The 23,924-nt window shown below is 72.4% G+C and carries 21 protein-coding genes; 10 read left to right on the top strand and 11 right to left on the bottom strand.

The genetic code is table 11. The features are described from left to right. Positions 1–47: 47 nt before the first annotated feature. The 3 genes from LCN96_RS13765 to LCN96_RS13755 are packed head-to-tail and all read right to left on the bottom strand — an operon-like array spanning position 48 to position 3,024. A complete protein-coding gene (locus LCN96_RS13765) occupies positions 48–722 on the bottom strand; it encodes a response regulator (RefSeq protein WP_225272997.1) in 675 nt (224 codons plus the stop codon). After that, on the bottom strand, positions 719–1,837 hold the full coding sequence (locus tag LCN96_RS13760; protein ID WP_225272996.1) for a hypothetical protein: 1,119 nt from the start codon (positions 1,835–1,837) through the stop codon (positions 719–721). Before LCN96_RS13760 ends, LCN96_RS13765 begins: the two co-directional genes overlap by 4 nt. After that, positions 1,834–3,024 carry a sensor histidine kinase gene (locus LCN96_RS13755; protein ID WP_225272995.1) on the bottom strand — a complete coding sequence of 397 codons (1,191 nt, stop codon included), beginning with the start codon at positions 3,022–3,024 and terminating at the stop codon, positions 1,834–1,836. Before LCN96_RS13755 ends, LCN96_RS13760 begins: the two co-directional genes overlap by 4 nt. Positions 3,025–3,337: 313 nt before the next feature. Between LCN96_RS13755 and LCN96_RS13750 the strand changes: the two genes are divergently transcribed. From LCN96_RS13750 to LCN96_RS13715, 8 genes are all read left to right on the top strand, one after another. Beyond that, entirely contained in the window at positions 3,338–4,093 is a 756-nt protein-coding gene (locus LCN96_RS13750) for a SpoIIE family protein phosphatase (RefSeq protein WP_225272994.1), read from the top strand. 123 nt (positions 4,094–4,216) lie between these two features. Then, the gene (locus LCN96_RS13745) at positions 4,217–5,659 is read left to right on the top strand and encodes an APC family permease (protein WP_225272993.1); all 1,443 of its coding nucleotides are present in this window, start codon (positions 4,217–4,219) and stop codon (positions 5,657–5,659) included. After that, positions 5,656–6,105 (top strand): hypothetical protein, encoded by a 450-nt coding sequence (locus LCN96_RS13740; protein ID WP_225272992.1) that lies wholly within the window; start codon positions 5,656–5,658, stop codon positions 6,103–6,105. Before LCN96_RS13745 ends, LCN96_RS13740 begins: the two co-directional genes overlap by 4 nt. Before the next feature lie 3 nt (positions 6,106–6,108). After that, positions 6,109–7,464 (top strand): dipeptidase, encoded by a 1,356-nt coding sequence (locus tag LCN96_RS13735; protein ID WP_225272991.1) that lies wholly within the window; start codon positions 6,109–6,111, stop codon positions 7,462–7,464. Between the two features lie 102 nt (positions 7,465–7,566). Next, on the top strand, positions 7,567–9,996 hold the full coding sequence (locus tag LCN96_RS13730) for a phosphoketolase family protein (RefSeq protein ID WP_225272990.1): 2,430 nt from the start codon (positions 7,567–7,569) through the stop codon (positions 9,994–9,996). After that, complete coding sequence (locus LCN96_RS13725) at positions 9,989–10,876, top strand: Cof-type HAD-IIB family hydrolase (RefSeq protein ID WP_225272989.1); 888 nt, start codon at positions 9,989–9,991, stop codon at positions 10,874–10,876. The genes LCN96_RS13730 and LCN96_RS13725 overlap by 8 nt, the downstream gene beginning before the upstream one ends. Before the next feature lie 47 nt (positions 10,877–10,923). Continuing rightward, complete coding sequence (locus LCN96_RS13720; RefSeq protein ID WP_225272988.1) at positions 10,924–11,715, top strand: SAM-dependent methyltransferase; 792 nt, start codon at positions 10,924–10,926, stop codon at positions 11,713–11,715. A gap of 99 nt (positions 11,716–11,814) precedes the next feature. Continuing rightward, positions 11,815–12,804, top strand: coding sequence for an endonuclease/exonuclease/phosphatase family protein (locus tag LCN96_RS13715; RefSeq protein WP_225272987.1), 990 nt, complete (start codon positions 11,815–11,817; stop codon positions 12,802–12,804). 12 nt (positions 12,805–12,816) lie between these two features. Here LCN96_RS13715 and LCN96_RS13710 read toward each other — a convergent pair whose 3' ends face one another. The 8 genes from LCN96_RS13710 to LCN96_RS13675 all read right to left on the bottom strand — a co-directional run bounded on the left by LCN96_RS13710 (position 12,817) and on the right by LCN96_RS13675 (position 21,637). After that, entirely contained in the window at positions 12,817–15,147 is a 2,331-nt protein-coding gene (locus LCN96_RS13710; RefSeq protein ID WP_225272986.1) for a glycoside hydrolase family 3 N-terminal domain-containing protein, read from the bottom strand. Between the two features lie 232 nt (positions 15,148–15,379). Beyond that, positions 15,380–15,571, bottom strand: a complete 192-nt coding sequence (locus LCN96_RS13705) for a hypothetical protein (RefSeq protein ID WP_225272985.1) — start codon at positions 15,569–15,571, stop codon at positions 15,380–15,382. A gap of 251 nt (positions 15,572–15,822) precedes the next feature. Further along, complete coding sequence (locus LCN96_RS13700; RefSeq protein WP_225272984.1) at positions 15,823–16,548, bottom strand: class I SAM-dependent methyltransferase; 726 nt, start codon at positions 16,546–16,548, stop codon at positions 15,823–15,825. Continuing rightward, positions 16,530–17,600, bottom strand: coding sequence for a LacI family DNA-binding transcriptional regulator (locus LCN96_RS13695; protein ID WP_225272983.1), 1,071 nt, complete (start codon positions 17,598–17,600; stop codon positions 16,530–16,532). Before LCN96_RS13695 ends, LCN96_RS13700 begins: the two co-directional genes overlap by 19 nt. Before the next feature lie 37 nt (positions 17,601–17,637). Then, on the bottom strand, positions 17,638–18,390 hold the full coding sequence (locus tag LCN96_RS13690) for a cupin domain-containing protein (protein ID WP_225272982.1): 753 nt from the start codon (positions 18,388–18,390) through the stop codon (positions 17,638–17,640). Further along, on the bottom strand, positions 18,387–19,289 hold the full coding sequence (locus tag LCN96_RS13685) for a DUF6807 domain-containing protein (protein ID WP_225272981.1): 903 nt from the start codon (positions 19,287–19,289) through the stop codon (positions 18,387–18,389). Before LCN96_RS13685 ends, LCN96_RS13690 begins: the two co-directional genes overlap by 4 nt. Continuing rightward, positions 19,286–20,380 carry a Gfo/Idh/MocA family protein gene (locus LCN96_RS13680; RefSeq protein WP_225272980.1) on the bottom strand — a complete coding sequence of 365 codons (1,095 nt, stop codon included), beginning with the start codon at positions 20,378–20,380 and terminating at the stop codon, positions 19,286–19,288. Before LCN96_RS13680 ends, LCN96_RS13685 begins: the two co-directional genes overlap by 4 nt. Before the next feature lie 222 nt (positions 20,381–20,602). Then, complete coding sequence (locus tag LCN96_RS13675; protein ID WP_225272979.1) at positions 20,603–21,637, bottom strand: LacI family DNA-binding transcriptional regulator; 1,035 nt, start codon at positions 21,635–21,637, stop codon at positions 20,603–20,605. A gap of 186 nt (positions 21,638–21,823) precedes the next feature. Between LCN96_RS13675 and LCN96_RS13670 the strand changes: the two genes are divergently transcribed. Both LCN96_RS13670 and LCN96_RS13665 read left to right on the top strand, forming a co-directional pair. Continuing rightward, positions 21,824–23,092 carry a serine hydrolase domain-containing protein gene (locus LCN96_RS13670; protein ID WP_225272978.1) on the top strand — a complete coding sequence of 423 codons (1,269 nt, stop codon included), beginning with the start codon at positions 21,824–21,826 and terminating at the stop codon, positions 23,090–23,092. A 122-nt stretch (positions 23,093–23,214) separates the two neighbouring features. Beyond that, positions 23,215–23,634: a hypothetical protein gene (locus LCN96_RS13665; protein ID WP_225272977.1), complete on the top strand. Its 420-nt coding sequence runs from the start codon at positions 23,215–23,217 to the stop codon at positions 23,632–23,634. Positions 23,635–23,924: the final 290 nt, after the last annotated feature.

Below are 23,924 nucleotides of genomic sequence, written 5' to 3'. Positions count from 1 at the left end.
CGGCTCTGCCGGCCCCCTCCTGCCGGGAGTGCCGAGGCCCAGGAGCCTCATTCCTGCTGGTCAGCAGGTGCCTGAGCGGCCAACGAAGTGTAGACGGTCACCTCGTCGGGCCGGACCAGCCCGTCCTGGATGGCGCAGATGAGCAGCTTCTCCTTGGTGGGCGCGGGCCGTCCGGCCGCCGCGTATTTGACCCGCGCCCGGTCGATGTACTGCCGCACCGTCCGTTCCTTGATCCCCATGCGCGCCGCCACCGACGCCTTGGACATGGACTGGAACCAGTACAGCAGCGCCGCCCGCTCCTTGTCGGACAGCTGTGGCCGGTGCGGGCCCTCGTCGGTCGCGATGGCCTGGGCCATCGGCGGCGTGACGGAGGGCCGGTCGGCGGCCACCTCCAGGATGGTCTCCACACAGGACTCCCGGGTCGCGCGGCCCTTGCCGATGAAGGCGGAGGCTCCGGCGTCCAGGACCTTGCGTACGATCTCGGGCTCCTCGTGCTCGGAGAAGACGATCACGCGCTGGCCGCCCGCGCACAGCTCGGCCACGCGGTCCACGACCATGGTGCCGTTGAGGTTGAGGTCGAGGAGCAGCACGTCGGCGGCCTGGCCGCGGACGGACTCGATGGTGGGGCCCTGCGCGACCAGCTCGATCGGGCTGGGCGGCCCGAACCACGACCGTACGCCGTCCACCACGACCTGATGGTCCTCGACCAGGGCGACCGTCACTGGCCCTGCCAGATGCTGTTGACCCATACCTCACCTCCCAGCCGCTGATAGCTGACGACGACCCCGCTCGCCTCCTGGACGGGCGTGGGGCTGATGGGCAGGTCGTCGTTGTCGGCCACGACCGCGACGCTCACCATGGTGGACATGGCGGACACGGTGACCCTGGCGCGGGTCCTGGCGCCGTCCAGTGCTCTGACGGGCGCTCTGAGGAGGTCCTCGCGCACGCCGTCCGGCAGGGCGGGCAGGTGCTCGCCGAACGGCGGGGCCGTGACGAGGACCTGGCGCCGTTCGGCGGCGTCGATGCGCTCGCGCAGCACGGACACCAGCTCGTCCGGGACGTCCTCGCGCTCGGTGATGAGCCGCCGCAGGCGCATCGCGCCGGCCGTGCAGTCCTCGCGGACGCGCGGGTCGCCGGGGTCGGCGCCGTTGGCGAGCTGGGTGAGCAGCGACTCGGCGACGTCGCGGATGGCCTCGTAGCGGCGCAGCCGGTCGGCGTGGATGCGCTGGGCGGACTCGCGCCAGGCGTCGTCGGCGGCGAGCTTGCGGGCCAGCAGCACGGTCTCCTCGGCGCGGGTGCGCAGCAGGTGGCAGCCCGCCATGTAGCCGAGCTGCATGGTGACGCCGCCGGCGATGACGACCAGGTACTTGGCGATGGACACCCGGTCGAAGGAGCCCAGCAGGGCCATGGCGGCCAGCATGATGGCGGCGTTCGCGGCCAGGAAGGCGATGATCTCAGTACGCCAGCGCGGCCGCCCCCAGGTCAGCATGACGCCGATCCAGCCGATGGAGCCCCAGCCCCAGTCGCTGATGCCGAGCAGTTCCTCGGGGCGGGAGGCCGCGATCACCGCGATGTCCACGGCCAGCGTGGCCAGGGCGAGGCCGAGGATGCGGTCCGGCCCGCGGGAGGTGTTCGACAGCGAGATCGCGCCGACGACGAAGATCGCGGAGTAGAGCACCCAGCCGGCGAGGGCGATCCAGGGCCAGCGGAAGGAGCTCCAGCCGGTGACGGTGACGGTGAGGTCGTAGCCCAGGTGCCAGACGCCGGCGATGACGACGGCGCCGAGCGCGGTGTAGCGGGCGTAGCGGCGGGCGATCTGCTCGATCTCCTCGGTCATGGCCGCCACCACAGGCTCACCCGGGTGCCCCGGTCGCCGGAGGAGATCTCGGCGCCGCCGTTCGGCAGGGAGCGCATCGTGTCGAGGATGGAGCCGCGCACGCCGAACCGGTCGGGCGGCAGGCGGTGCTGGTCGAAGCCGCGGCCGGCGTCGGCGACTTCGACGCGGATCTCGCCGTCGCGCCTGCCGGAGACCAGCTCGGCCTCGCGGACGCCGGCGTGCAGGGCGATGTTCGCCAGAGCCTCGGTGACGGCTCTGGCGAAGCGCTCCGCGACGTCTCCCGGGACGGTCTCGGGGGTCAGGCGGCGGCGCACGTCGAGGCCGGTGGCCCGCCCGGCCACCTCGTCGAGCAGCGCGTCCAGTGCGATGGGGACGGAGCCGGCGTGCGGCTGGTCGCGCAGCTGCTCCAGTGCCGCCAGGTCGGTGGCCACCTGGTCGCGCAGCGTGGGCGACGGCTCGGCGTACGTGCCGAGGCCGACCATGGTGAGCGTGTGCAGCGAGGTCTCGTGGATGCTGCCGACCTGGCGCAGCTCGTCCTCGCGGCGCAGCCGTTCGACCATGAGCGAGATCTCGGCGCGGGCGCTCTCGCGCAGGAAGGCGTCGGCCGAGGCGGCCGAGCGGCGCAGCAGCGTCATGAGCAGCACGATCGCGAGGAGCTGCACGAGGTGGATCCCGAGGGGTCCGTAGACGTCGTGGGCGGGCGAGGCCAGGCGCACGCCGGCCGCGAACCCCGCGGCCACGGCGAGCCCGACGGGGATCGCCGCCCTGGGCAGCCAGGTCACCCCTGCCATCACGATGGTCATCGTGACCAGCCCGTGGACCCAGCTCGACCCCGTGACGAGCGCCTCGGGCGGTACGAGGTGGACCTGCGCGAGGCAGAGCGCGACAGTGATCGCCACATCACCGGCCACCAGCCAGCGCGGCAGCAGGTCCTTGCGCCAGAAGACGCGTACGTACAGCAGCGTCACCACGAGGTGGACCAGCAGCATGGGCGCCAGCCACGCGACGGACACCGGCGGCACCGCGCCGAACAACGCGGCCACGACCGCCACCGAGCCCACCGCACTGCGCGCGCCGGCTCCGGTCCGCGCGACGGCCTTGGTCAGCTGACCGGTGGCCGAGTCGTACCTTGTGTCGTACCTTGTGTCGTACCTCGTGTCGTGTCTCGTGGAGCCGGTGAGAGCCATGAGCCGTCCGCACGCGATCTGGGCACCGAACGGATCTTACGATAACGGCTGATTGAGCACGCGAAAGGGTTTCTCCCGCGCATTTCGGGGTTTTTGCGGTGACGCGTGGCGTCGTGGGCCTCATGTGGTCTTCCTCGGGTCTGTCGCGGTGGTCCCGCCCCAACCGAACCCTTCCCCGCGCGCCGCCCGGCGGCATGACGGCTGAACGACCGTCAGAGCGCCACGACGGCCGAACGGCCGTCAGCCGCGTCCCTTCACAAGAGCGTGTACTAGGACGCGATGTGCCGCGGAGATCGCGGTGGGAGGGGACCTCATGACAGTTTTCGTGATCACATTCCTGCTGGGCTGCCTGTCCGTGATGACGGTCAGGGGCCGGCACGGGAACTGGCCGACGGGCATGCCGGTGGCCCGGCCGCGGCTGGTGGCGGTGGGGGGCACGTACGAGGGCGGCCAGGGGCGGCCGTCAGACGCGTACGTCGTCCAGGAGCGGTTGATCGCGGCGGCCCGCGGGGTGGGCGGCGGGGAGCCGGCCCAGGCGGCCGCCGCGCTGGCGCTCGGCGCGGTGGTGGCGGCGCGCCCGCAGCACAGCGAGGACGGACTGGACGAGTGCGCGCAGGCGGCGCACCGGGCCGTGCGGAACGCGGCGCTGCGCGACCCGGCCACGCCGGAGCTGGTCAGCACCCTGGACCTGGTCGTGCTGGAGCGGGCGGAGAGCCCGCGGCTGCGCTTCGCGCACGTCGGCGACGGCGAGATCTGGCACTGCCCGAAGGGCGGGGAGCCGCGCAGGCTGACGACGCCGCACATGTTCGGGGAGGGCCCGCCGCTGCGCGGGATCGGACTGCCGCCGGGGCTGAACCCGGAGGTCGGCGCGGTGGTGCTGCGGCCGGGCGACCGGGTGGCGATCGTCACCAACGGGGCGATCAAGGCGCTGGGAGCGGCGCGGGTGAAGGAGCTGTTCGCGGGGGGCTCGTCGCCGGCGGCCTGCCTGGACCGGATGTACGACGAGATGGCCGCGGTGGAGCCGAAGGGCGACGCCACCGTCATCATCGCCGAGTACGTGACGGCGTGACGGGCGGCCGGTCTCACCCGTAAGAGGTGAATCCGGCCACCTCACCATCACCCACCCTGAATCCACCTTTGTCACTATGTCAGGGGGAATCAGGATGACGGTTCCGCTGCGAACGGGCGCGCCGTGAGCGCCGCCGACCTGCCGATCGACCCGCGGGAGACGACGGCCAAGCCCCGGGTCCCCGCCATGGTGTGGATCTCCTGGGTGGCCCTGGCGATGATGACCACGAGCTCCGTGGCCAGCCTGCGCCCCGCACCCACCATGGCCGTCTACGGCCTGGCCTGCATCTTCCTGTACCTCATCCCGGCCCTGGTGTTCCTGCTGCCGACCTCGCTGGTGTCGGCGGAGCTGGCCTCCGGCTGGGAGGGCGGCGTCTACAACTGGGTCAGCCTCGGCATCTCCAAGCCGATGGGCTTCCTCGCGGTCTGGTGCCAGTTCGCGATGACGATCTTCTATTACCCGAGCCTGCTGGGGTACGTGGCCAGCACGCTCGCCTACGTCTTCAACCCGGACCTGGCCGCGAGCGGCGTGTGGACCGCCCTGGTCATCATGATCTGCTACTGGAGCGGCGTGTGGATCTCCGCGCGCGGCACCAAGGGCGTGGCGGGCCTGGCCAGCGGCGGCCTGGTCATCGGCACGCTCGTGCCGGGCGTCCTGCTGGTCGCGCTCGGCGTGGTCTTCCTCGGGCAGGGCAACTCCTCGGCCGCGCCGATGACGACGGACAACCTGCTGCCGGCCTGGGCCGGGCTGGCGAGCCTGGTGCTGATCGTGAACAACTTCCTGTCCTACTCGGGCATGGAGATGAACGCGGTGCACGTGTCGTCGCTGCGCGAGCCCGGCAAGGAGTTCCCGAAGGCGATCTTCCTGGCCATGGCCATGGTGCTGGCGATCTTCATCCTGCCCGCGCTGGCCATCAGCTGGGTCGTCCCGGCCGAGCAGCTCTCGCTGACGGCGGGCGTGATGCAGGCGTTCGACGCGGTGTTCGCCGAGTTCGGCTCGCAGTGGCTGACCCCGGTCATCGGCATCATGCTGGTCACCGCCTCGCTCGGCGGCATGCTGACCTGGCTGGCCGGGCCGTCGAAGGGGCTGCTGCTCATCGCGCGGCAGGAGGGGTACCTGCCGCCGTACCTGCAGCGGCTGAACAAGCACGGCGTCCAGCAGAACATCCTGGTCGTGCAGGGCCTGGTCACCACGGTGATCGCGTTGCTGTACGCGTTCATCCCCGACGTCTCCAGCGCGTACTGGATCTTCTCGGTGATCACCACGCAGGTCTACCTGATCATGTACCTGCTGCTGTTCGTGGCCGCGGTCCGGCTGCGCCGCAGCCATCCCGACCATCCGCGCGGCTACCGCGCCCCCATGCTGACCGGGCTCTGCGGCGTCGGCTTCGCCGCGTCGCTGGCGGCGCTGCTGGTCGGGTTCGTGCCGCCGTCGCAGTTCGAGTCGGGCGACACGGGGCTCTACATCGTCTTCGTGGCGGTCGGCGCGCTCGGGCTGGGCCTGCTCGTGCCGTACCTGTTCCACCGGCTGCGCAAGCCGTCGTGGAAGCAGGTGGACGCGTCATGACCACGACCATGGGCACCGCCACCAGGGGGCAGCGCACCACCGTCTACGTCGTCATCTGCGTCGTCCTGGTCATCTCCATGGTCGCCGCCCTGCTCGTCGTCCCCACGCCCGCGCCCACCGACGAGGCCGAGCAGAAGGCCGATGAGTTCATCGCGGCGCTGCAGCAGGCGGGGGCGGTGCACGTGCCGTCGCAGGAGCAGGTCGTGGGCGTGCTCGGCGAGGACGGCGGCGCGGTCTGCGCGGGCCCCAACGAGGCGCTGAACCAGGCGCAGTTGCAGGCCCAGCTCTCCAACGGCTCCGGCGGGCCCGGCACGCGGCCCGTCATCGCCGACAGCAAGGTGCTCCAGGGCGGCAGGCTGATCGTGCAGATCTACTGCCCGGACCAGCTCGCCGCCTACCAGGAGTTCATCGAGGGCCTGCTGACGGCCGACGTGGCGGGAGGGTGAGCCATGGACCTGTCCAAGCTGCGAGCGCGCGTCGCGGAGCTGATGCCGGACGCGCGTGACGAGCTGGCCGAGCTGGTCGCCATCAGGTCGGTGGCCGACCCGCGCCAGTTCCCGCCGCAGGAGTGCGAGCGGGCGGCGCGCTGGGTCCTCAGCAGGTTCGCGGCGCTCGGCTTCGCCGACGCGTTCCTCGCCGAGACGGCCGACGGGAGCCAGGCGGTGGTCGGGTCCCGGCCGTGCGCCGACCCGTACGCGCCGACCGTGCTGCTCTACGCCCACTACGACGTGCAGCCGCCGCTGGCCGAGTCGGAGTGGCGGACGCCGCCGTTCGTGCTCACCGAGGTGGACGGCCGCTGGTACGGCCGCGGCGCCGCCGACTGCAAGGGCAACATCGTCATGCACCTCCTGGCCCTGCGGGCGCTGGGCGACGACGTGCCCGTCAACCTGAAGCTGGTCGTCGAGGGGTCGGAGGAGCAGGGCACCGGCGGGCTGGAGGCGTTCGTCGGGAGCCATCCCGACCTGCTGCGCGCCGACGCGATCCTGATCTGCGACACCGGCAACGCGGCGGTCGGCCGCCCCGCGACCACGGTCACCCTGCGCGGCCTGGTCAGCGTCGTGGTGACGACCGAGACGCTGGCCTCGGAGGTGCACTCCGGCATGTTCGGCGGCGCCGCACCGGACGCCCTGGCCGCGCTGGTGGCCATGCTGGCGAGCCTGCGGGACGAGCGGGGCAACACCACGATCGCGGGGCTGGACGCGACGCAGCTGTGGACCGGGGAGCCGTACCCGGCCGAGCAGTTCCGCGGCGACGCGGGCGTGCTGGGCGACGTCGCGCTGCTGGGTGACGGCAGCGTCGCGGACATGGTGTGGGCGCGCCCGGCGGTGACGGTGCTCGGCATCGACTGCCCTCCGGTGGTGGGCTCCGCGTCGGCCATCGTGCCCAGGGCCGCCGCGCGCCTCAACCTCCGGGTGCCCCCCGGCATGGACTCCCAGGAGGCCGGGGACGCCCTCGTCGCCCACCTGCACGCCGCCGCCCCCTGGGGGGTGCGGGTCACGACCAGGTTCGAGGGGATGGGCCGGCCGTTCAGGGCGGGGCTCGACGGGCCCGCGTACAAGGCGATCGGGTGGGCCATGGAGGAGGCGTACGGCAGGCCCATGGCGCTGCTCGGCCAGGGCGGCTCGATCCCGCTGTGCAACGTGCTGGCCGAGACCTATCCCGCCGCGGAGCTGATCCTCATGGGGGTCGAGGAGCCGGCGACGCTGATGCACGCGCCCAACGAGAGCGTGGACCCCACCGAGATCGCCTCGATGGCGCTGACGGAGGCCCTGTTCCTGTGCAGGTACGCGGCCCTGTCGCGGTGAACGCGGCCCCCGTCACCCGTCACGGGTGATGCCCCCGCCCCGGGCGGGGGCCGACAGTCGAGTGCAGCGGCATGACGGCACGTCCCGAGGAGGCGCCCGCCCATGTACGGGTTCGATGTCACCATATCCAGCGCGGTGAGCGCGCGGGAGCAGCGGCGGAAGGCGACGGCGGGACCGCTGTCACCCGAGCTGCTCGACCGGATGCAGCGCTACTGGCAAGCCGCCAACTACGTCACCGTGGCCCAGATCTACCTGCAGGACAACCCCCTGCTCAGGGAGCCGCTCCGGCACGAGCACGTGAAGCCGCGGCTGCTCGGCCACTGGGGCACGTCCCCCGGCCTCAACCTGATCTACCTCCATCTGAACCGGCTCATCACCGAGCGGGACGCCGACGTCATCTATCTCGCCGGGCCGGGGCACGGCGGCCCCGCCCTGGTCGGCCAGGCCTACCTGGAGGGCACCTACTCGGAGTTCTACCCGGCGGTGACGCCGGACACGGCGGGGCTGCGCCTGCTGTGCCGCCGGTTCTCCACGCCGGACGGTGTCCCCAGCCACGTCAGCGTGCCCACGCCGGGCTCCGTCCACGAGGGCGGCGAGCTGGGGTACGTGTTGTCGCACGCGTTCGGCGCGGCCTTCGACAACCCGGACCTGATCGTCGCGGCCGTGGTGGGCGACGGCGAGGCCGAGTCGGGCCCGCTGGCGGGCGCCTGGCGCAGCACGGCCTTCCTCAACCCGGCCAGGGACGGCGCGGTGCTGCCCATCCTGCACCTGAACGGCTACAAGATCAGCGGACCGGCCGTGATCAGCCGCGACAGCGACGCCGACATCGAGGCGTTCCTGCGCGGCAACGGCTACCAGGCCCACTTCGTCGAGGGCGACGACCCGCCGGGCGTGCACCAGGAGCTGGCCGCGGCGCTCGACCGGTGCCACGAGCAGATCAGGGCGATCCAGCGGGAGGCCAGGAACCACGGCGTCTTCGACCGGCCGCGCTGGCCCGCCATCGTGCTGCGCACGCCCAAGGGCTGGACGGGGCCCAAGGAGGTGGACGGGCTGCCCGCCGAGGGCACCTTCCGCTCGCACCAGGTGCCGATGTCGGACACCAGGACCAACTCGGCACACCTGGCGCAGCTGGAGGAGTGGCTGCGGTCGTACCGGCCGGAGGAGCTGTTCGACGCCGAGGGCCGGCTCGTCCCCGAGCTGGCCGCCCTGGCACCCGCCGGGGAGCGCCGCATGAGCGCGAACCCGCACGCGAACGGCGGCAAGGTGCTCATCGACCTGGACATCCCGGACTTCCGGGACTACGCGATCAAGGTAGAGCAGCCCGCCGTGATCCGCCGCGAGTCGCCCCGCCAGCTCGGCATGATGCTGCGCGACATCTACACGCGCAACGCCGAGGCGGCCAACTTCCGCCTGTTCTGTCCCGACGAGACGAACTCCAACCGGCTCGGCAACGTCTTCGAGGTCGAGAACCGCTGCTTCGTCGGCCGCACGCTGGACATCGACGACCACCTCTCCCCCGACGGCCGTGTCATGGAGGTGCTCAGCGAGCACCTGTGCGAGGGCTGGCTGGAGGGTTACACGCTGACCGGGCGGCACGGCATCTTCGCGACGTACGAGGCGTTCGCGATGGTCTCCGCCTCGATGGCGGTCCAGCACGCCAAGTGGCTGCAGGAGGCGCGCAACGTGCCGTGGCGGGAGCCGGTCCCCTCGCTCAACATCCTGCTCACCTCCACATGCTGGCGCAACGACCACAACGGGTTCAGCCACCAGGGGCCCGGGCTGATCGACGTGATGCTGTCCAAGCGCGGCACGGTGACCCGCATCTACCTGCCGCCGGACGCCAACTGCCTGCTGTCGGTGGGCGATCACTGCCTGCGCAGCCGCGACTACGTGAACCTCATCGTCATCGACAAGCAGCCACAGCTGCAGTTCCTGGACATGGAGACGGCCATCAGGCACTGCGAGAACGGCGTGTCCATCTGGCACAAGGCGAGCAACGACGAGGGCGGCGAGCCCGACGTGGTGCTCGGCTGCGCCGGCGACATCCCGACCATGGAGACGGTGGCGGCGGCCTGGTATCTCCGCCGGATCGTGCCGGACCTGCGGGTACGCGTCGTGAACGTGGTCGACCTGATGCGCCTGTTCCCGGTCGAGCACCATCCGCACGGGACGACCGACAAGGAGTTCGTCGAGCTGTTCACCGAGGACAAGCCGGTCGTGTTCGCCTTCCACGGCTACCGGCGGGCCATCCACGAGATCGTGCACGGGCATCCGCACGTGGGCCGCATCCACGTGCGCGGCTTCAGCGAGCAGGGCACCACGACGACCCCGTTCCAGATGGTCGTGCTCAACGAGATGAGCCGCTTCCACCTGGCCGCCGAGGCGATCCGGCGGGTGCCGCGCCTGCGTGAGCGCGCCGCCGACCTGGTGGCGCAGTGCGAGGCGCGCGTCGCCGAGGCCAACGCGTACGCGCGCGAGCACTTCGAGGACCAGCCGGAGATCCGCGACTGGGTGTGGACCGATCATGACTGACAGCGGGGACCTGGTCGTCGGCCGTGGCCCGGCCGACGACCCGCCCGACGGCAAGGAGCAGCCGATCGCCGCCGTCCTGGCCGACGTGGACGGCACCCTCGTGCCGAGGTCCAAGGAGCTGACGCCCCGGACGATCCGGGCGATCAGGAGCCTGCACGAGCGCGGCACGCTCTTCGCGATCACCAGCGGTCGGCCGCCGCGCGGCATGTTCATGCTGATCGAGCCGCTCGGCCTGACCGGCCCGATGGCCGCCTTCAACGGCGGCATCCTCGTCCTGCCCGACCTGACGGTGGTGGACGAGCGATGCGTCCCCGAGGAGGTGGCGGCCGAGGTGATCGCGACGATCCGCGCGCACGGCCTGTACGCCTGGATCTACCGCGGCGCCGACTGGTTCGTCACCGACCCGCACGCCCCGCACGCGGAGCGCGAGGCCAGGACGGTGCGGTTCCAGCCCACGGTGGTGCCGTCGTACGACGGGCTGCTCGACCGCGTCGTCAAGATCGTGGGGGTCAGCGACGATCACGACCTGGTGGCACGGTGCGAGGCCGACGTGCAGGCCCGCTACTGCGCCCACGTGTCGGCCGCGCGGTCGCAGGCGTACTACCTGGACGTCACGCATCCGACGGCCAACAAGGGCGTCGTGGTGGAGCGGCTGTCGCGCTACTACGGGATCCCGCTGGAGCAGGTCGCCACGGTCGGCGACCAGCCGAACGACGTGCTGATGTTCGTGCGCAGCGGCCTGAGCATCGCGATGGGCAACGCCGGTCCGGAGGTGCAGCGGCAGGCCACCTACGTCACGGCGTCGAACGAGGAGGACGGCTTCGCCCAGGCGATCGAGCAGTACGTCCTGCCCAGAGCCGTCCCGGCACCCCCGAGGTGAGGCGATTTCGCACCAGAATGACAGTCGGTTCACCTAAGATCGTCGCTGTGACCGCACCACACGGCATCAACCCGAACATTCCGCACTCCGCCCGCGTCTACGACTACTGGCTGGGCGGCAAGGACAACTTCGAAGCCGATCGCCGGGTGGCCGAGCAGACCATGACCGCGGTGCCGGGGATCCGCGAGAGCGCCAGGAACAACCGGGCCTTCCTCGGCCGCGCGGTGCGGCACCTGACCGACCTCGGCGTGCGGCAGTTCCTCGACCTGGGCACCGGCATCCCCAGCCAGGGCAACACGCACGAGGTCGCGCAGGCGCAGGCGCCGGAGTCGCGGGTGGTCTACGTCGACAACGACCCGATCGTGATGGCGCACGCCAGGGCGCTGCTGACCAGCACGCCCGAGGGCCGCACGGCCTACATCGAGGCCGACGTCCGCGAGCCGCGCTCGATCCTGGAGCACCCCGACGTGCTGGCCACCCTCGACTTCACCCGGCCGATCGGGCTGGTCATGGTGGCGATCCTGATGCACATCCCGGACGCCGACGATCCCGAGCGGCTGGTCAAGACCTACGCGCAGGCGCTGCCGTCCGGGAGCTATCTGGTGCTCAGCCACCTGACGCTGGACCTGGTGTCCCCGCGGGTGGCCGAGGACTACCTGAAGGCCACCCGGCCGCAGGCGATGCACCGCACGCCGCGGACCGGCGAGCAGATCACCCGCTACTTCGACGGCTTCGACCTGCTCGAACCGGGGCTGGTGGCGGTCTCCAAGTGGCACGACGAGCCGCTCTTCCCCGAGGAGGCCGCCTGGATGTACGCCGGGGTGGGGCGCAAGCCGTAGCCCGAACCTGAGCGCGTTCACAGGTGGCGTCACGCTGTCCGGCGCCGAGCCGTTTAAGGTTCAAGCTGTGGATCGGTCCGGGGACGACAGGACGGCGGCGTGAGCGCGGCGGTCGGCATCGAGCAGGCGGCGGCCGGCGAGCGGCCGAAGGTCAAGAGGCGGCGCAGGCGATGGTTCTCCTGGACGGTCGCCGTCCTGCTGGCGGTGTGGGCCGTCGTCAGGATCGGCGGCTGGGAGCAGGGCTCCTTCCCCACGCAGCTCATGACCGTGACGCCGTGGGGCGCGGGCCTGGCGGCGCTGACGGCGCTGGTGTCGCTGCTGCGGCGCAACCGCTGGGCCGCGCTCGTCGCCGCGCTCGCGTGCGTGGCGATGGTCGCGGTCGTGGTGCCGCGGGCGATCCCGGCCGAGCAGCCCGCCGCCAAGGGGCCGGCGCTGCGCGTGCTGTCGGTCAACCTCTTCGGCCGGGGCGAGGCGAAGACCGTCGTCGACTACATCCGCCGCAACGACGTCGAGGTGTTCAGCGCTCCTGAGCTGACCTACGCCGAGGCCGAGCGGCTGGACGCGGCCGGGCTGAAGCAGCTCCTGCCCTACCGGGTGCTGCAGGCGGAGGCCGACATCACCGGCAGCGGCATCTACTCCAAGTACCCGGTGACGGAGCTGCCCGACCTGTTCACGCCGATCGGGCACAACATGCCGGCCGCCGCCGTGACACTGCCCGGAGGCGGCAGGGTCGAGGTCGTGGCCGTGCACCCCAACCCGCCGCTGGGCCGCAAGGAGGCGGAGTGGACGGCCGCCCTGCGTGCCCTCCCCCCACCCTCGCCGTCCGTGGTGCGGGTGCTGGCCGGCGACTTCAACGCCAGCCTCGACCACCGGGAGTTCCGCGACCTGCTGGGGCGCGGGTACGTGGACGCGGCCGAGCAGGTCGGCGCCGGGCTGACGCCGACCTGGCCGAACTTCCGGCCCATGCCGCCGCTCATCTCCATCGACCACGTGGTGGCCGACCGGCGGGTGGCGGTGAACCGGGTGGACTTCCTGGACGTGCCCAGAACCGACCACCGCGGCGTCTTCGCCGAGCTGCGGCTGCCCTGACCGGGCCTGCCCTCAGCCCTCCGGGAGCCGCGTTCCGGTCGTGAGGCGCCGGGGGCCGGACAGCTCGCGCAGGTCGCCGGTGAGCCGGATGACCTGCCGCAGCGGCGGCTCCTCCGCGGACGGGCCCGCGGCGAGCGTGATGAGCCCCGGCTCGACGATGCGGCGCAGCTCCACGCCCGTGTAGGAGAACGCGTCGGCCGGCACGTCGAAGACGACCACCCGGCTCTGCCCCGGCGCCAGCGCCACCCGCGCGAACCCGACGAGCTGGACGGCGGGCCTGGCGACCTGCGCGACCGGATCGGTGGCGTAGAGCTGCACGACCTCCTCGGCGGGCCGCTCCCCCGTGTTGCGCACGGTCACCGACACCTCGATCTCGCCGTCGGTGGAGTACTCGGTGCAGTCGGTGGTCATGGCGACGTACTCGACGGCCGAGTACGACAGCCCGTGCCCGAACGGGTACGCCGGTGTCGGGTCGAGCACCGTGATGCCCTCGGCCTTCCTGCCCAGGGGCGGCTGCAGGTAGGTGGACGGGTTGATGGCCGGCGAGGCGGGGATCTGCACCGGCAGCCGCCCCGACGGGTTCACCCGGCCGCTGAGCACGCCCGCCAGCGCCGCGCCGCCCTCGACGCCCGGGAAGAACGCCTGGATCGCCCCCGCGACCCGCTCCTTGTACGCCCCCAGCGCGTACGGCCGCCCCGACACCACCACGAGCACCGTCGGCGTGCCGGTGGCCAGCACCGCCTCCACCAGGTCCGGCTGCGGGCCGGGCAGCCGCAGGTCCGCCGCGTCGCAGCCCTCGCCGGAGGTGCCACCGCCGAACAGGCCGGCCCGGTCGCCGACGAACAGCAGCGCCAGGTCGCACCCGGCGGCCAGCTCCGCCGCCGGTGCGATGCCCGACCGGTCCTCGCCCAGCACGTCGGCCCCCAGCGCGTGACGCAGCTCCGCGTGCGGGAACTCGGCCGCCAGCCGCTCGCTGACGGAGGCGATCGGCAGGCCCGTGCCGTGCTCCGGGTAACGGTCGAGCACGTGGTTGGGGAAGGCGTAGCAGCCCAGCAAGGTGCGCGGGTCGTCGGCGCACGGCCCGATGACGGCGATGCGGGCGGTGGTCGCGGGGTCGAGGGGCAGGACGCGGGCGGGGTTGGCGAGCAGGACGATGGAACGTTCCGCGACGCCGACGGCCAGGTGGCGGTTGCGCGCGCTGTCCAGGTCGAGCTCCTCCGCTGACGGCGGCGCCTCCGGGTCGCCGTCGAGCAGCCCGAGGTCGATCTTCTGCCGCAGCACCCGCCGCACCGACTCGTCCACCAGCGCCTCGTCCACCCGCCCCGCGCGGACGTGGGCCACCAGGTGCTCGCCGTAGCCGTGCGTCTCGGGCAGCTCCACGTCGATGCCCGCCAGCATGGCCAGCGCGCCCGCCCCCGCCACGTCCTCGGCCACTCCGTGCATGGACGCCAGGAACGGGATCGACCAGTAGTCGGCCACCACCGTCCCGTCGAAGCCCCACTCCTCGCGCAGCAGGCGGCGCAGCAGGTGCGGGTTCGCGCCGACCGGCACGCCGTCGAGGTCGGTGTAGGAGTTCATCACCGAGCGTGCCCCGCCCTCGCGCAACGCCGTCTCGAACGGCGGCAGGACCACGTCGGCCAGCTCGCGCGGCCCCATGCTGACCGGCGCCTGGTTGCGGCCCGCGCGGGAGGCGGCGTATCCGGCGAAGTGCTTGAGCGTGGCGATGACCCCGGCGCCCTCCAGGCCGCGCACGTACGCCGCCCCGAGCTGCCCCACCAGGTACGGGTCCTCGCCGAGCGTCTCCTCGACCCGGCCCCACCGGTAGTCGCGCACCACGTCGAGGACGGGCGAGAGCCCCTGGTGCACCCCGGCGGCGCGCAGGTCGGCGCCGATCGCCCCGGCCATGCGCTCGATCAGGCCGGGGTCGAAGGTGGCCGCCCAGGCCAGCGGCGTCGGGTACGCCGTCGCCCCGTACGTGGCGAACCCGGTCAGGCACTCCTCGTGCGCGATCGCCGGGATGCCGTGCCGGTTGGCCGCCATCACCTGCTCCTGCAGTGAGCGCAGGCGCGCCGCCCCCTCGGCGGGGCCGATCGGCGCGGTGCCGTAGACGCGGGTGAGGTGCCCGAGCCCGTGGCGCAGCCGTTCCTCCAGCCCGCCGTCCACCGAGAAACGATCTTGCAGGGGCGCGACGTTGCCGGCCTCGCCGCTCTGGATCCACACGGATCCGAGCTGGGCGACCTTCTCCTCGAGGGTGAGCTCGGCCAGCAGGCTCTCCACCCGCTCCGCGCTCGTACGGGCGGCGTCCCGCCAGGGCGCGAGGCCCGGCACGTTGACAGCTGTCATGGTTGCGACCTTCGAGAGATTCATCCCGATCATTAAGCCGGGACTCTAGGTGCCGTCCGCAGCGCCGTCAAGAATATTTCGAGACTGTACCGAAAGTTTCGGAGAAAGTGCCCGGAGAATCCGCCAATAAATGATCTGACCAGCGCATCTATAAGATGAAACTTTCAAGAAACTTAATCCGAGAGCGCCCGCCCTCCTGGAGGGAGAGCGGGCGCCGTCGTGCTGCGGAAGGTCAGGCCACGTTGCTCTGCTCGGCCTGTCGGTTGAGCGTTTCGAGGTCGAACGCGCCGGACTTGACGGCCGCGGTGAACGCCTCCCAGTCGCGGCGAGGAACCTCCAGCACCGTGTCCGGGTTGTCCGCGTGGATGACCTCCACGTGGTCGTTGATCCGCTTCGCCGCGACGCGGCTGGCGTCGTGTGACATCTGCAGCACTCCTCTCGGTGCACTTGCGGGCTCCACCCCGGCCACCCGTTCGCAGGAGGACCGGGGCGGTTGCGGGCAGCCTCGCATCCCTGCGGGCGATAGGCCACCGGTATGGCCCCCGCTCAGGGTGAGGAAAACCCATCCGCAGATGACGATCTTTGAACCTTGGTGGAACAAAGGCTTCCCGGCGGGGCGGACACATCGGGCATAGGTGGGCGAGTGCCGCATCCGCCACAACGCCTCGGCGGGCCCTACGGCGCGACGGCCAGCAGGGCGAAGCGGCGGGCGGTGGCCTTGAGCGGGCGGCCGCGGATCATGTCCTCGTGGAGGGCGCGCAGCCGCTCCTCGTACGCGCTCACCTCGAAACCGGGCACCTGCCAGGACACGGCTCGCAGGAACAGCACCAGCGCGCCGATGTCGTGGAACGTGGTGGTGAAGGAGCCCTGCGCGCTCCACGTGATCCGCAGGCCCAGCCCGGCCGCCGCCGCCGCGAGATCCCAGTCGCGGTCCGGGTGCGGGGGGCCGCCGAGCGCGGCGTTCAGCTCCTCCAGGTCGCGGCCGGAGACCTGCTGGGTGAGGTACGTCCCGCCCGGCGCGAGCAGGCGCCGGACCTCGGCCGGGTCGTAGCGCTCGTGGCGGTTGAGCACGAGGTCGAAGCAGTCACCGGGGAACGCCCGGGGGTGCGCGGCGACCTCGACGCCCAGCGGCGCCAGGCGGGACCTGGCGACCGGCAGGTTCGGCGGGTGCCCCTCGGTGGCGGCGGCGCGGGGCGGCAGCGGGGCCAGCGAGGCCAGCAGCTCGCCGCCGCCCGTGCCGAGGTCGAGGAGGGAGGTGGCGGTCGCGAGGTGGTCGCTGGCCAGGCGCTCGTAGTCCCAGGGCAGCGCGCCGTCGTAGGTGACGCGCCCGCGCAGGACGGAGAAGTCCCAGCCCTCGAACGGGGCGGCCTGCGCCTGGTGGATCAGCTCCGCGAAGTCCATGCCCGCGATCTTGCCGGAGCGGGCCGCCGGCCCACACCTTGATTACGCGGCGGGGTGCTCTCCCGCAGCACGACGGTGGCAGGGAGGCTGATCTCGGCCCGCCCGTCGTCGGCCAGCGCCAGCCGCACGGCGCTCAGCCCCGCCTCGCGCAGCGGCACGGTCACCGAGGTCAGCGCGGGCACGACGTCCACCGTCGAGGCGATGTCGTCGAACCCCGCCACCCCGAGGTCCGCCCCCGGCAGCACCCCCGCGTCGCGCAGGGCGGTCATCGCGCCGATCGCCATCACGTCGTTGACCGCGAACACCGCCTCCACGTCCCCGATCCCCCGCTCCACCAGCCGCCGGGCCGCCTCGTAGCCGCCGTCGCGGGTGAAGCCGGTCTCGACGGCGAGCGGCGCCGGGACCCCCTCCAGCGCGGACAGGAACCCCTCGTGCCGCTCGCGCGAGGTGCGCAGCTCGGGCGGCGCGTGCAGCACGGCGAAGCGCCGGTAGCCCGCGCCGAGCAGGGCGCGCGCCAGGGCCGCCGCGCCGCCCCTGTTGTCGATGGTGACGGTGCGGAAGGGCAGGTCGCGCTGGCTGATCAGGACGACCCGCCCGCCCTCCATGCGGTAGGCCTCCAGCTCGTCGATGAGCTCGTCCCTGGTGCCCGCCCCGTCGATGCGGCTGCCCGTGACGATGATGACGCGGGGGCGCCGGCCGCGCAGGGTCCTGACGAGCTCCAGCTCCCGCTCGGGCGAGCCGCCCGCGACCGCCATGGTGACGATGAGCCCGTCGGCCTCCGCCGCCTGGCCGACGCCGGCGGCGATGGAGGAGAAGTACGGGTCGGCAACGTCGCGGACGACCAGCGCGACCGTCCTGGTCGAGCCCTTGGCGATGGCCTGGGCCGACAGGTGCGGCTGGTAGCCGAGGCGGTCGGCCGCCGCGCGGACCCGGTCGGCGTTCTCCGCCTTGACGTTGCGGGCGCTGCCGTTGAGCGCCCGGGAGGCGGTGGCGACGGAGACCCCCGCCTCGCGGGCGACGTCATGCAGGGTGGGAGCGGGCCCCTCGTCCATGGCGGTCATTGTGTCACCGCGTCCGCCGCTGCGCCGGTCAGCTCGGGCCGGGGGTGCGCACGACAGGATGGGCGACGTCGTGGGCGCGCAGGTGACCGCACATGCCCCAGCGTTCCTGCGGCGGGCTCTCCATCAGGGCCGAGCGCTGGAGGTGCGCGCCGTCGCCGCGCTCCAGGGCGTCGAGCACCTCGGCGGTGTGCCTGGCCTGCTCGGCGACCGTCGACTCCCAGGTCTCCCGCCAGCCCGCCACCTTCGGCCGGACCAGGGCGACCGCGCTGTCGTAGAAGCGGCGCAGCGCCTCGGGGCCGCCCTCGGCGAGCAGGTGGAAACCCGCCACGGCCAGCTCCCGCCGCCGCGCGACCGCCGCCTCGACCGCCTGGACCGTTTCGGTCGCGGTCGCGGTTGCGGTTGCGGGCGGCAGGGCCGCGGCCTCGCGGTAACGCCCGGCGTCGGCGACGATCTCCGGCGGGAATGTCATCACCGCGTCACCGGCCTCCGGCAGCCCGGCGTTCGACATCACCACGACGACCTCCAGCCCGCCCCGGTTGACCGCGCGGTGGATGGTGCCGGGAGTGAACCACACGGTGGAGCCGGGGCCCAGCTCGGTCTCCCTGAGCCCGTTCAGGTCGAGGGTCTGCAGCGTGCCGCGCCCGCCGATCACCACGTACGCCTCGGTGGAGGCCGTGTGCAGGTGCGGCGTGCCGCCTTCCAGCCCGTCCGAGCAGGCCCCGGTGTAGACGGTCAGCCGGCTGATCGACGTGCCGCCGGGGAAGGTCGCGGTGAAGGTCACAGCAGCGCGTCCCTGCCCTGCCCGGCCAGCACCGCGCAGCCTTCCTCGCCCCGGTCGCCGTCGGCGATCACGACCGCGTACCGGAAGCGGATGGTGTCGCCGTCGGCCAGCGGCACCTCCTCGCTGAAGAACGGCGCGGGGTTCAGGCAGGCGAAGCTCTCGGTGCGGGCGAACCACTGCGGCGGGTGCTGCGGGTTGGCGGCGTCGTCCACCATGACGATCGTCGAGCCGTCGCCGGTCTCGTCGTGCTTGCCGCGGAAGCCGAACCACTCGGCGCGCCTGCCGCGCAGCTCGTCGCCGCCCGCGCCGTCCGGCGACTGGATGACACCGTCGGTGAACGAGCGGGGCCCGCGCCAGAACAGGCCGCCGTACCCGGCGTTCTCGCGGCCCTTGGTGGTCGGGGAGCCGAAGTCGATGGTGGCGCCGGACACGTTGCGCATGGCCGTCTCGAAGACGAGCGCCCAGGTGCCGTCGTCGACCAGCGTCGCGGTCAGCGCCCGCCGCTCCTCGATGACGGGCGCGCCGTCCTGGGCGGTCCAGTCGAGCGCGTGCCCGATCTCGGCCCGACCGCCCTCGACCTCCAGCGTGGTCATCTCGCGGTGGGTGGCGCTGCCGTTGTTGTCGAGCTGGACGTACTGGCCCCGCACGTACGTGGGCCCGCCCCAGAAGTTGTGCTCGCCCACGCACGGCAGCGACCAGGCGATGCCCTTGTGCCAGACGTGGTCGTGCGGCCTGAACAGCGACACCAGCCGGCCGCCACGGGTGCGGATCGGGTGCAGGTACGGCTTGGGCGACTCCAGCACCGGCGTGTCCGGGCGGTAGACGTAGGTGAACAGCTCGACGTCGCCCGCCGCGACGGTGACCGAGCGGCCGAGGGCGTGGGTGGCCTGCAGGTTCACTGCTGCTTCCTCCAAGGGGCGCCCGTGCCGTCCATGCGCAGGGCGAACGGGTCGTCCGCGGTGATCTGCCCGGCCCGGACGCGCTCGCCGGTGAAGGCGGAGGCGTACAGGGCGGCGATGAACTCCATCGTCCGCCGGGTGTCGGCGGTCGTGACCGGCGGCGCCTGGCCCTGGTCGAGGGCGTCGAGCACGGCCGCGAACCAGCCGCCGTGGCCGCTGGAGTCGCTGCTGCGGTCCTGCCCCCACAGCTCCGCCAGGGCGTCGTGGCCGGGCGCGGGGGTGATCGTCCAGTCGTCGTCGGTGTAGCCGTACAGGTGCTCGACCTCGACGGTCGCGCGCTCGTAGTCGAAGCGCAGCTCGGAGGTCTGGCGCGGGGAGAGCACCGAGTTGACGACGGACGCGACCGCGCCGCTCTCGAACGTCACCAGCGCCATCGACACGTCCTCGGTGTCCACCTCGCGCGCCTGCCGCACGGCCACGGCCGTGACCTCGCTCCACGGGCCGAGCACCGACAGCAGCAGGTCGAACTGGTGGATGCCGTGCCCCATCGTCGGGCCGCCGCCCTCCGACTCCCAGGTGCCGCGCCACGGGACCGCGTAGTACGCCTCGTCCCGGTACCACTGCGTGGTGGAGGTGGCCAGCAGCGCCCGGCCCAGCGTGCCCGCACCGGCCAGCCGCCGCAGCCGTACGGCGCCGGGGCCGAAGCGGTGCTGCAGCACGGTGGCGACGCGTGCGGTGGAGCGGCCCTCCGCCTCGATCAGGGTGTCGAGCTCGGCCAGCGACAGCGTCGGCGGCTTCTCCACCAGCGCCGTCACCCCGGCCTCCAGGCAGGCGAGGGCGATCGGGGTGTGCAGCGCGGGCGGGGTGCACAGGTGCGCGAGGTCCAGCTCCTGCGCGTCCAGCAGCTCCTCGGCGCTCCCGTACGCGTGCGGCACGCCGTACTTGTCGGCGAACTCGCGCGCCCGCCCGGCGTCCACGTCGGCCACGGCCACCAGCTCGGCCCGGCCGCCGGCGGCCTGCACGGCCTGGGCGTGCGCGTGGGCGATGGCACCGGTGCCGACGATCGCGGCCCGGTAGGTGCGTTGAGACAAGATGTTCCTTACTGCGAGGTCAGGGGGTTGGGGGCGTCTCGGGAAAACGTATTCCGAGGTTTGCACGTCCGTTGCGGGAGCGTCAAGAGCGCGGCGCTTGGCGCGGATGCTGTCGCAGACCGGCTACGGCCCGGGGCGGGTGCTGTCGCAGACCGGCTACGGCCGGGGGCGGGTGCTGTCGCGGACCGGCTACGGCCGGGCGCGGGTGCTGTCGCGGACCGGCTACGGCCGGGCGCGGGTGCTGTCGCGGACGATCAGTCGGCCTTCGAGCACCAGCCGGCGAGGCTCGGCCGACTCCTTGAGCGCGAAGCGGATCGCCGCCACCCCCCACTCGGCCAGCGGCAACGCCACGGTCGTCAGGCGCGGCGTCACGTCGCAGGCGAGCGGGATGTCGTCGATCCCCGTCACGGAGACGTCATCGGGCACGCGCAGCCCCGACTCCCGCAATCCCGCCAGCGCCCCGATGGCCAGCGTGTCGTTGGTGGCCAGCACCGCCTGCCCGCCCGCCGTCCCGCCCGCCACCCCATCGGCGGCCAGCCGCCGGGCCGCCTCGAAGCCGCCCTGCCGGTTGACCGGGCACGCGACGATCCGGATCGCGCGCTCGGCGACGCCTCCGGCACGCAGCCCTTCGACGAACCCGGCCGTGCGATCGGCCATATTGCGCATCTCCGGGCCGCCGGTCAGGACGACCACCCGGCGGTGCCCGAGCCCGGCGACGTAGGCGCCCATCGACCACCCGGCGCCGTGGTTGTCGAGGTTGATCGAGTCGTAGGTCAGGTCCGTGTGGCCGACGATCACCACCCGCCCGCCCTCCCGCTCGTACGCGGCCAGCTCCCTGGCCAGCCGCTCGTCGCCGAGGTACCGGCTGGAGGTGAGCACGAGCGCGCGCGGGCGCAGCGAGCGCAGCACCCGGACGGTCTCCGCCTGCCGCTCGGAGGCGGCCATGGTGGACGACACCGTGACGAACGCCCCCGCCGTACGGGCCTCGCGCTCCATGGCGGCCACCACCATGCCCATCGACGGCGTGGTCAGGTCGTCGGCCACGAGCGCGATCGAGTCACCGGCCCGGCGCATCGCCCTGGCCGAGGCGTCCACCGTGTACCGCAGGGCCGCCGCCGCGGCCAGCACGCGGGCCTCGTACTCGGGCGCCACCTTCCTGCTGCTGCCGCCCAGGACCCGGGAGGCGGTGGCGACGGAGACGCCGGCCGCCGCGGCCACGTCGTGCAGCGTGACCGTGGGCCTCGCCGCGTGGGGCATCCGCAGTGTCCTTCCTGGCGCGAGCCAGCCGATGCAGGTGGCATGAAGCGTACTTGTCATTGCCCGCTCCGGCCGCCCCGCTGTCAACCTCCGGGCGGAGATCGACACGATGGATGACTCCTGTCATATGGAGAAGGTGACAGGCACGACTGCCCCGGTGTGCCCGCGTTCCACGATGCTTGCGGCATGAAGATGCGAGTGTCTGGAAAGAGCACCTCCCGCCTCCTCGCGGTCGCCGCGACGACGCTCGGCGTGCTGTTCGCCGCGGCCCCCGCACCCGCCACCGCGGACACCGGGCTGGACCGGCAGGCGCTGCGGCAGGCGCTGGACGCGGTGCACGAGGCCGGCATGTACGGCATCTACTCCCAGGTCCGCGACGGCGCGCAGACCTGGCAGGGCGCCTCCGGCGTGGCGGACGTGGCCACGAGCCGCCCCGTGAAGCCCGGCATGGTGCACCGGGTGGGCAGCATCACCAAGACGTTCACCGCCGTGGCCGTGCTCCAGCAGGTCGCCCGCGGCACCGTGGAGCTGGACGCGCCGATCGCCCGCTACCTGCCGGACCTGGTGCCGGGCGAGCGCGGCGAGCGGATCACGGTGCGGATGCTGCTGAACCACACGAGCCACATCGCCGACCACGTCGGCCCGGCGTTCCCCTCCCTGCTGGTGGGCTCGGCGCAGAGCCTGGACGACAACCGCTTCCGCTCCTTCACCCGCGAGGAGCTGGTACGCCTGGGCCTGGACGCCGCTCCGACCGGCGAGCCGGGCACCACGCCGGGCGTCTACTCCAACACCAACTACCTGGTCGCCGGCCTGCTCCTGGAGAAGGTGACGGGCATGCGCGCCGAGGATTACATCACCCGCAACGTCATCCGCAAGGCCGGCCTGCGGCACACCTCCTTCCCGCGCACGCCGCACATCCCCGGCCCGCACTCCAAGGCGTACGAGTCGCTGTTCGGCTACGTGGACCCGCCCCGCGACTACAGCGTCTACAGCCCCACCTGGATCACCACGGCGGGCTCGATCGTCTCCACGATGGACGACCTCAACCGCTTCTACCGGGCGCTGCTGGGCGGCGAGCTGATCGGTGAGGCGGAGCTGGCCGAGATGAAGAAGACGGTGCCCGTGCTGGCGGGCGGCGTGCTGAACTACGGCCTCGGCCTGTACTACTTCGACCTGCCGTGCGGCCGGTTCTGGGGGCACAGCGGCGGCGTGTTCGGCATGGCCACGGAGTCGATGATCCGTGAGGACGGCACCCGCCAGCTCTCCATGGGCGTCAACCGCACGAAGTACCAGAGCCTGGACGAGAACGGCAGCGTCGTGCCGCACCCGATCGACTACGCCAGCAGCGCGTACTTCATCCTGGCGGCGTGCGGCCAGAGCGCGGACGCCCAGGCCAGAACGGCGGGCCCGGCGTACGTCCCGTTCGCCGTGGACCGGATCTCGGTCAAGCGCTGAGATGTGTCCCTCGTCACCGCTGATCTGTGGATTCCTGCACAGATGATCGCTTGAGCTCTCCGTAGTGTCCTTGCTGCCGGAACAAACCCCGGCAGCACCGACAAGGGGGAGGAAACCCGATCATGCGTAAGACCCTCACGATCGCCGCTCTGGCCGGTTCGATGGCCGTCACCGGTCTGGCGCTCGGCCCGGCCGCCGCCCAGGCCGCCACGCAGACCACCACCACGACCACCGCGAGCACCGTCACGGTCGTGAAGTGGGGCAAGTTCTTCTCCAGCGACCGTAAGGCCTACACCTACGGCAAGACCTGGGCCTCGGGCGGCAAGGTGTTCACGAAGTGGTACGGCGTGGACAAGGTCGGCGGCAAGAAGGGCTGGGTGTGGTTCGAGTACTACCAGAACGGCTCCTGGCACAAGTTCAACAAGTCGTGGGACGGCAAGGTCGTGGGCGCCTGGAGCGGCAAGGGGATCAAGAAGGTCTACACCTTCACCTGCTGGGCCGGCAAGTTCGACAACTGCGGCAAGAAGTACCGCATCTACTAGCGGGTCCACGGGGCTGAGGCGGTGGGGGCCTCAGCCCCGTTCTGCTGCGCGCCGGCGCTCAGCACGCACCCTGCCGCACGCCGTTGCGCCGCACCGGCGATGGCGCGGGTGGCGGTGATGTCCGTGGTCGGGTCGCCGTCCACGAGCAGCAGATCGGCCCGCAGCCCGGAACGTGGCCTTCGACCGCTCCGACCTGCGCCCGGCCGTCCGCGCGTCGCGCAGCAGCTCGGTGCCGCCGCGGTCGCCGGTGACCGCCTCGATGCGGGTGATCGGGCTGATCACGAGCGCGT

The organism is Nonomuraea gerenzanensis (genome assembly GCF_020215645.1).
Classification (GTDB): Bacteria; Actinomycetota; Actinomycetes; order Streptosporangiales; family Streptosporangiaceae; genus Nonomuraea; species Nonomuraea gerenzanensis.
The sequence above is the reverse complement of the archived record's forward strand: the minus strand, read 5'-3'. Positions and strand labels throughout refer to the sequence as shown.

Excerpts from the sequence above, each read along its gene's own strand:
- LCN96_RS13760 (WP_225272996.1), bottom strand. The coding sequence starts at position 1,837 with ATGACCGAGGAGATCGAGCAGATCGCCCGCCGCTACGCCCGCTACACC.
- LCN96_RS13755 (WP_225272995.1), bottom strand. The coding sequence starts at position 3,024 with ATGGCTCTCACCGGCTCCACGAGACACGACACGAGGTACGACACAAGG.
- LCN96_RS13750 (WP_225272994.1), top strand. The coding sequence starts at position 3,338 with ATGACAGTTTTCGTGATCACATTCCTGCTGGGCTGCCTGTCCGTGATG.
- LCN96_RS13740 (WP_225272992.1), top strand. The coding sequence starts at position 5,656 with ATGACCACGACCATGGGCACCGCCACCAGGGGGCAGCGCACCACCGTC.
- LCN96_RS13735 (WP_225272991.1), top strand. The coding sequence starts at position 6,109 with ATGGACCTGTCCAAGCTGCGAGCGCGCGTCGCGGAGCTGATGCCGGAC.
- LCN96_RS13730 (WP_225272990.1), top strand. The coding sequence starts at position 7,567 with ATGTACGGGTTCGATGTCACCATATCCAGCGCGGTGAGCGCGCGGGAG.
- LCN96_RS13725 (WP_225272989.1), top strand. The coding sequence starts at position 9,989 with ATGACTGACAGCGGGGACCTGGTCGTCGGCCGTGGCCCGGCCGACGAC.
- LCN96_RS13710 (WP_225272986.1), bottom strand. The coding sequence starts at position 15,147 with ATGACAGCTGTCAACGTGCCGGGCCTCGCGCCCTGGCGGGACGCCGCC.
- LCN96_RS13705 (WP_225272985.1), bottom strand. The coding sequence starts at position 15,571 with ATGTCACACGACGCCAGCCGCGTCGCGGCGAAGCGGATCAACGACCAC.
- LCN96_RS13700 (WP_225272984.1), bottom strand. The coding sequence starts at position 16,548 with ATGGACTTCGCGGAGCTGATCCACCAGGCGCAGGCCGCCCCGTTCGAG.
- LCN96_RS13695 (WP_225272983.1), bottom strand. The coding sequence starts at position 17,600 with ATGGACGAGGGGCCCGCTCCCACCCTGCATGACGTCGCCCGCGAGGCG.
- LCN96_RS13675 (WP_225272979.1), bottom strand. The coding sequence starts at position 21,637 with ATGCCCCACGCGGCGAGGCCCACGGTCACGCTGCACGACGTGGCCGCG.
- LCN96_RS13670 (WP_225272978.1), top strand. The coding sequence starts at position 21,824 with ATGAAGATGCGAGTGTCTGGAAAGAGCACCTCCCGCCTCCTCGCGGTC.
- LCN96_RS13665 (WP_225272977.1), top strand. The coding sequence starts at position 23,215 with ATGCGTAAGACCCTCACGATCGCCGCTCTGGCCGGTTCGATGGCCGTC.